Origin of the sequence: Cupriavidus sp. SIMBA_020 (genome assembly GCF_046535395.1) — a bacterium.
Classification (GTDB): domain Bacteria; phylum Pseudomonadota; class Gammaproteobacteria; order Burkholderiales; family Burkholderiaceae; genus Cupriavidus; species Cupriavidus campinensis.
In genome coordinates, this window is the sequence record NZ_JAWRWU010000115.1 from 1 (window position 1) to 398 (window position 398).

At 62.8% G+C, this 398-nt stretch carries 1 pseudogene; it reads right to left on the minus strand.

Annotation, left to right across the window (positions count from 1 at the left end):
• Positions 1–387: pseudogene (locus SB751_RS28405) on the minus strand (transcriptional regulator); the annotation flags it as partial.
• Positions 388–398: the final 11 nt, after the last annotated feature.

Sequence of the window (398 nt, forward strand, 5' to 3'; positions counted from 1 at the left end):
CTTTGCCTGCGGTGCGACGGTGCTGCTGCCGGCCCGCTTCGCCAGTGCCTTCCTGGTCACCCGGGCTTTGCCGCCTGCCTTCGCCTGCTCCGCCGCAGTGCGAAGGCGCTCAAGGGCTTTCTCGCCGCCGTGCGCCCGGATTTCTTCAATCGCCAGTGTCGACGAAACGACCTTGCTGCGGACGAGCTCCTGCAGGGTCAGTGGTGCATTCGCAAGCAGCAGGACATCACGGATGGTCTGGTCGGTGACATTCAGGCGCTTGCAGATCGTCGCGCTGGACTCGCCGAATTCCTGCAGTTCCACGACTTTTTCCGCAAGCTGCAGGGGCGTCAGCTTCTCGCCGTCGTTGTTCGTGATGCCGGCGTAAATCAGGTTGACGCGATTCACCGACTTCGCTT